The sequence below is a fragment of the Rhodoluna sp. genome, assembly GCF_049276775.1.
GTDB lineage: Bacteria > Actinomycetota > Actinomycetes > Actinomycetales > Microbacteriaceae > Rhodoluna.
In genome coordinates, this window is sequence record NZ_JBASXC010000114.1 from 1 (window position 1) to 7,349 (window position 7,349).

4 protein-coding genes are annotated in these 7,349 nt (G+C 45.4%); all 4 read left to right on the forward strand.

Annotation, left to right across the window (positions count from 1 at the left end; genetic code table 11):
- On the forward strand, positions 1–1,505 hold a 1,505-nt coding region (locus WAO31_RS06770), incomplete at its 5' end, for a hypothetical protein (protein ID WP_509591788.1).
- Complete coding sequence (locus tag WAO31_RS06775; protein WP_509591790.1) at positions 1,506–3,041, forward strand: hypothetical protein; 1,536 nt, start codon at positions 1,506–1,508, stop codon at positions 3,039–3,041.
- Positions 3,038–4,675, forward strand: a complete 1,638-nt coding sequence (locus WAO31_RS06780) for a hypothetical protein (protein WP_509591792.1) — start codon at positions 3,038–3,040, stop codon at positions 4,673–4,675. Before WAO31_RS06775 ends, WAO31_RS06780 begins: the two co-directional genes overlap by 4 nt.
- Positions 4,672–7,349, forward strand: a 2,678-nt coding sequence (locus WAO31_RS06785; protein WP_509591794.1) for a hypothetical protein, incomplete at its 3' end; no start/stop codon positions are given. The genes WAO31_RS06780 and WAO31_RS06785, both read left to right, overlap by 4 nt.

Genomic DNA, 7,349 nt, shown 5'->3' on the forward strand with positions numbered 1-7,349 from the left:
CGCTTGATGTGGGAATTGGGAGTAATCTTGCTTTGGGCGATGAAATTAATGCTTTTGTTCAAGCCAACGCTGGTAGATTTGGCGTTCAGTCAACAATTTGGCGAGATATCGGTAAAAACCTTGTTGATAATGAAGGCGGTCCTGCCGGAAGTACTTATAAGTCGGGAGGCCATTTTGACCACGTTCATATTCAGTTTGCCAATGGGGCTACCGCAGATGTTGGCCCTGATGGAGTAATGACATTTAATGTTCCTCAAAGCGTTAACCCAGGGCCAGACTTTGGTTTGCCTGAACCGCCAGAGGCAAGGCAATCTGATCTTCCTCCAAAAGAGCTTGTTACACGAAATCCTGACCCTAATGGCCCTCCATTTATTCCTGTTCATTCAGGTACTGGTGATGAGCCGGGAACCCCTGTTAAGATTAATCCATCAACCGGAAAACCGTGGACTCCACAGGAAACCGCTGATCTTTATAATCAACCGGGAATGGAGTTGCAATACGACGCAACTGAGCTTATTAATCCCAGTGATGTAAACGCACCGGGACTTTTCCAAGGCACTCAAGAAGAAATGTTGGATGCCCTTAAGGCTCAATATCCAATACTTTCTTCTATTGATGCGGGAATTAAAAATAATTTTGAAGGTATGACATTAGAGCAGGCTCAAGCGCAAGCAGAAGCTCTTAACCCTATTCTTGATGCGCTAGAGGCTCAAGGCACTCCTGCAAGTCGTGCAATGTTCCAGGCAGTAGAGGGAATGCAAGGTGCTATTAGCTCAGAGTTTGGGCTTGCACAAATTAGTCCTCTTGATATTGCCACTCAAATTGGTGACTCTGTTGTTGGTATTGCTAGCGATATTTTCAATGTTATCGGTTCAGCCATTGAGACAATCGGAACAACCAAAGAGTTTGCAGATACTTTGGTACGCGGTGTTGCAAACACAGAAGACCTTTTCAACATTGTTGACCACATTCAGCAGTTCATCAAATTCGGTGCAGATGTTGCCGGGGCTGTCAGCAGTATCACTAGTGCTATGGCAACAATCGTTGGTGCAAGCTCTGCGGCTTCCGGTGGTGGTGATGCGGGTGGAGGTATGGCAGCCGCCACAGCACTTCAAGGTCTTTCGGCTATTTCTAGTTTTATTCAGTCTGGCCTAGAAGCGTTTAATGCCGTAGTTGATCTTGGTCAAGAAGCGTACCGAATCATCGGTAGTTATGTTGGAGATTTCCTTGGCTATCTGACTGGTGGCGCAGCAGGCCAACTGGCGGGGAATGTCAAGTTTTTGCTTGATGAAAAGACAAACGAACTTCTTGCCTACAGTGTTGATAACCCAGGAGATAAGCGTTCTCACAATCTGCCTTTCCAAAATACTAATCCTGACGCACGCAATCAGCAGATTGGAACTATTAATGTATATGGTGGGCCTGGACAAGACCCGCGAGACAACACGCGACAAATGATGTTCCAAGTTAAAGCGGCTCAGTTTGCGGCACCGACAGGACAGTAAATGACATACAAAAATTTGATCCCAGGACAATATCAAATTGGTGATCTTGTCATTGGTCGAGGCACTTCAATTCTTGTCAATGAGTTTGAGGCCCAAGCCTATGACATGAACGTTCAGGATTATCAAGTCGGGATGGCCGACGAAACACGCTTTGGCATGGATCAAATTAAACCGACAACTATTCAAATGAAAATGTCGGTACTATATAACGAGTTGCTTGATGCCTATAAGCACACTGATCCAAATTTTTGGAAAGACCATCCTCGTATTGAACATCTTGCTTCTGCATGGCGTGCCGACTACATTCGCAAACGTCCTGGTGAGATGATTCCTCTTTATCTATGCGGAAAAAATAACGAAGAGCGAATTGTTTTTGGCAGGCCGGGGCAATTTCTAGCGTCTAAGCTCATGGCGCAAGTTCAAGGCCAAGCGGTTGATTGTACGGCTGAGTTTCGTCGCGCAGACATTCTCAATTATGGAATCAAAGAAAACGCGGTAGAAATACTGAGAAATGATTCTCATATAGAAATACATCGTACAGAAGGTGATGCGCCTTCATGGATACGCTTGATTGCCAGTGGACCCATGACAAATCCTGTTTTTACCATTGGCGAACATGAAATTCGTTTGAACCATTCTATTAAAGACGGCGAGTTAATTGAACTCAGTTCTTATCCCTGGCAGCGCAGGATCATTGACTCTAACCGGGTTAATCTTGCGGCTTACGCAACTGGCAGTATGCCGTACTTGGATCGAATTTCATTGCAACCCAATAGGCCAACGGCGGTTCGATGGTCGTCAGAAGAATTGAACACTTGGGTTCCAGCTTTAGGAAATCAAAGCTGGGAAACAGATATCAATGACCACAAGCTCTTTCAAATACCGGATACTTTTACAACACTGGCCGGTAAAGCCGCAATACGCTTTGACTTTTTCAACTTTGGCTCAACGCAGATTCCTTGGATCACTCCCCGTACATATATTTCTGCTGCTGCTCTAAGTAATACAACGGCAATTCTTTATAATGCCAAGCAATACAAAACCAACAATCAATACGCTAAGGCAAGGATTGTTGAGCCAAAATGGGGTAAATCTGGCATAGTCATTATGAGCAACGATACGATGACAAACTATGCCTGCCTTGTTGTGGAGGCGGGGATCGGAAATAACCGATTGCATATCGCTTCTGGAACGTCACCGACTAGCATTACTGTACGCGCATCATGGCAGAACACCGCGTTCGGCGGGTGGAAAGAAACCGATAACGTAGCTATTGGTTATGATCCTGCAACAAAAACTTATACTGGTTATGTTAATGATGCAGCAAAAGTTACTTGGGCAGACAGTGGAGAAATTGTTACTACAGACCTCACTAAACATAATCAAGGATTTCTTTTTGACATTGACGGTAACCTTCTTACCACAGGGGTAGGGTTTGCGGATATCATTTGTTACGATAAGGGCTTAGTTCCACCATCGACCGGGACTGATAAAGTTTTTTTAATGTGGCGTGACGCTTGGGGGGCAATTCCTTGATCACTGATCGGTTTCGTCACACAATTATTGAAGTTAATACAAATAAAATTCTGACAAGAGATTTAACTGTCAGAGAGTTTCAGCTTCAGATTGGCCTCTCTGCTCCCTCTCGCGTATCGTTTAAGATTCCCCAAAGCGAGCGATACGGCAGTGCTTTCGGTATTGACTGGAAAAACTGGGGGCAATGGATAATCACTGAAACAGAAATAAACGGTAAGCAAGAAATTCTTACCTGCTGTCTTGTCAATAATAATCAGCTTGATCCCCAAACCGGAGATATGGTTATTGTGGGCATGGGTTTTATGGGTTATACAAAAGGCATTCCTTGGTTAGAAAACTTTAACCCTATTGCCGTTGATCCCGCCGAAATCATTCAACGCATATGGGCACACGTTCAAAGTTTTCCTAATGCTAATCTGGGGGTGCGAGTAGAGCCTTCTTCTACCGGCACGCAGATGTTGCCTGGGTATGGGTTCGACGGCACTATTCTTTCTTTTGACTTTTTTGCAATATTTATTCGCGCAGTTGACTTTATTGACTGTGGTGACTATATCTCCACGCTTGCTCGTGACCTGCCTTTGGACATGATTGAAAGCGCGTATTGGAACTCTGACCGGACCCAAGTAGAAAAAGTCCTCAACATTTCTTACCCCCTTGGCGGGTATCAGCAAGATCATTTAGTGTTTCGCCTTAACGAAAACGTTATCAATGCTGAAAAAGCAGAAGAAATGGACATTGAACCTGTTTCCGATGTGATCATTAGAAGCTGGTTACCGGGCAAGGTTTATACTTCTCAACTTTCTAACGCTGACCCGACAAGGCTCAGGCGCACAATTCTTGAAGAAGATGCAAATATTGATTCAACAGAACGCGCTGCTGCGTGGGCGAAACGAAAACTTACGCGCCGAAATATTCCGCGTTCGTTTTCAAAGATCACTGTAGACATGCATCACCCTCATGCTCCTTTTGGGCGTTACTGGGTGGGTGACTCCATTTATGTTGAGGCACCGGATTTCCCTTGGTTTGGCGATATCAGTGGATGGCATCGAATTACTTCTATTACAATGAATGAAAGCGAACCGCTAGTTGAGCTTTCGCTTAAAGTTGAAGGCGCATTCAACTATGACCCAATTGAGTATGACCCAGATTGGGACCAAAAGCCGACTCAAGATATGAACCTGTTGTCTAACGGTTATTTTTTGAAAAACCTTGCAGGCTGGTATCTCAAAAAAGGACAGTGGTTTCGCGTGGCAACTGTCGGATACAAGACAGATGGATGCGTTCGGATTGACTGTGATGATCGTGGGGAAGAACTTGAATCAGAAAAAATTCCCGTTCAAGAAGGCGATCAGATTCATTTCAGTGCCTGGGTGCGTTTTCAAACAGTTACATACACAGGAACTCCAACTTTTACTTTTGCGATTGTCTGCAATCAGTATTACAGCGGTGGCTCATTAGCACAATACGATATAATCGACAGTTTTTTGCAAGACGGCACTAATGGGTTTAAAGAGCTTACTGGAACTTGGACTGTCCCCATTGGGGTTAATGAAATTTCCATATCTTTGATCGTTGGAGACAGCGTTTCAAGTGGCGTTGCCTTCTGGGATGACGTTAGGATTACTAAGATATGAGCGCACCATTTGGTATGTATGGCGGGTACAAGTACGAGTCCACAGAGTCTCGCGCCCTTGGCTCTATTACTACTGAATCATACGATTATCGTGATCAAGCGCAATTCATGTCTAAAATGGCAGGCGATGTTTCTTACATGGCATCGTACATGCGAAAAATGCAAAAAGGCATTGACGACGCAAACCAAAACTTTGTTCAGCAAATTCAAAGCCTGCTCAATGATTTCCTTGCTCTGCTAGGTGGCAGTGGAGATACAGGATTTGATTTTGGTGACCTCAAATATATTATTCAAGCTTTTGGCTCTCTTTTTGGATTGCAGCCAGGTCTTCCTCTTCCGGTTAACCTTTTTGGTGCAGCATGGCATTTCTTTTCTAACTACATTATGCCCGCCGGTAACTTCACTGAACTGATTAATCAAATCATTGATTCAGCAATTGCCACTGCGCTGGATATCTTCGGTGAGGTTCCGATTGTTGGGCAGGCTGTTCAGCAGCTTGCCCAAATCCTCAGTAGCCTTCGTGATTTAATTGTTCCCGTTTTTGAATCTCTTGGATCAGTCCTTGACATTTTCAATATTCGCCTTGGAGATATCCCAAGTCTTGAGGGATTCTTCACGCCGCTTGAGCCAATCTTTACTGTTCTGAAAAACGCTTTCAATGGTTTGACCGGAACTTTTGATAATATCATCGGGTCTATTCCTGCAAACGTTATTACGGGCGTTATTAACTCTATTAATATTCCTGACATTGATGCAGGAAAGATTATTGGAATTTTAAGTTCTCTGAATCTTCCTGACATTGATGCAGGCAAAATCATTGGGGCATTTCCGTTATCAATGATCACTGGTTTGGTTGATGCTTTAAGCGATATTGACCTTGACCTTAGTGGTATATTTTCTGACCTTGCCGATTTGTTTAACTTTAAAATTGACACTGATTTTGACATTGATAAACTTTTTGACTGGTTCGCTCAGGCATTTGCAAAATTTAATGTTTCCAATATTACAGAATGGCTGAATGATCTTTTTGGCACTAAGGGTCTTGCTGCTACAGCATTTAGCAATGCACAAACTGCGCTGACCGATGCCCAACTAGCTTTAACTGATGTGCTTAACAAGCTAGGCATTTCTGATTTCAATACGTTCCTGACAAACGTCTTTGGCACGACGACTATCACTGGGGCGACAAAAATCGCACAGGACAAGATCAACGGTCTTGTTGCCGATTTGGGTTCAGCAGTGTCGAATGCCAACACTGCTCTTACTAATGCTAATCAAGCTCTTGCAAACTTTACTGCGGCATTAACTAAATTTGGTGTCGGAAGCGTTTCGGCGTGGCTGAACGATTTGTTTGGAACGAAAGGCACCGCCAACGCGGCACAGTCAACGGTTAGCAATATCCTTCAAGCCGGGTTGGGCAATATCGCCACCAACTCTGGCTTTGAAGACACAACCCAATATCTATGGGATGCAACATACGTTACGTCACCTGTCCGAACCGGAATCAGGGCCGCGAGGCTTGCCGGTAATAACGGCGTCTACAAATACCTGCCCTTATCGACAGATGCCACTTCTGCTGTTCGCATCACATCAGGTCCGAATCGTGTTTATTACATGGAGTGCTGGTGCCGTGGCGCTGATAGCAACACATGGACTGGCAATGGCGCGGTGCGGTTTTTCGTCACCGGCTACGGCGTTCCCGGCTATGTCGCTGCCGATATCAAGGACTTTAAAGGCAGCGATATTGGCACCGGGCAGTGGGTCAAGCTGTCAGCAACCCTCACTGTCCCCAATGATTCCCGCATCACCAAAATCCTCCCCTACATTGTCACCTACTCTGCACCGACCACTGAGTCTTACTACTTCGATGACGTAATCGTCCGTGACGTTACCGAGGCGAATGTCGCTGAAACCCTCGCCAACGCGGTTCAGGCAACAGCGAACACCGCTTTGACTGACGCACAAAAAGCAATTTCTGACGCTGCTGCGATTGTGCTTAAGCTGTTTGGCGGGGCTGCAATGGGGTCAAACATTCTTGAGTCTTTGATTCCCGCCCTCACTATTGGAAAAATACCGCAGCTTGATCAGTCTAAAATTACTAACCTTGTTAATGATCTTGGGGCAAAGCTGGCTGCCGGGGTTTTCAATACGTTCTTAACAAACGTCTTTGGAACTACCAATGTCACTAACGCGACAAAAATTGCTCAGGACAAAATTACTGGTTTAGTTTCAGGTTTGGGCACGGCAGCGTCGAATGCTAGCACCGCTCTTACTAATGCAAATCAGGCGTTGGCGAACTTTGCTGCGGCATTAACTAAATTCGGTGTCCCGTCTGTCACCGACTGGCTGAACGATCTGTTTGGAACAAAAGGCAATGCTAATACCGCGTTGACCAACGCAGCGACAGCTAATTCGGCAGCCGCTGCCGCGCAGGCAGCTTTCGACCAAAAACTCCAGGGCGGCGAGAACCTCTGCACGAACCCTTCGTTTGAGAATACGGGCGGCTATTTAGGGTACTGGGGTGCGACGTACAGCACGGCATTTGCGAGACACGGTAGCCGCTCTGTTCTGCACACGGCCAACGGGACCGACAAATACATCACGCTCAGTTCCACTAACAGTGCTGAGCTTAGGTTTGCGGGTAGGCCGCTTCAGAAGTTTTACATGGAAGCCTA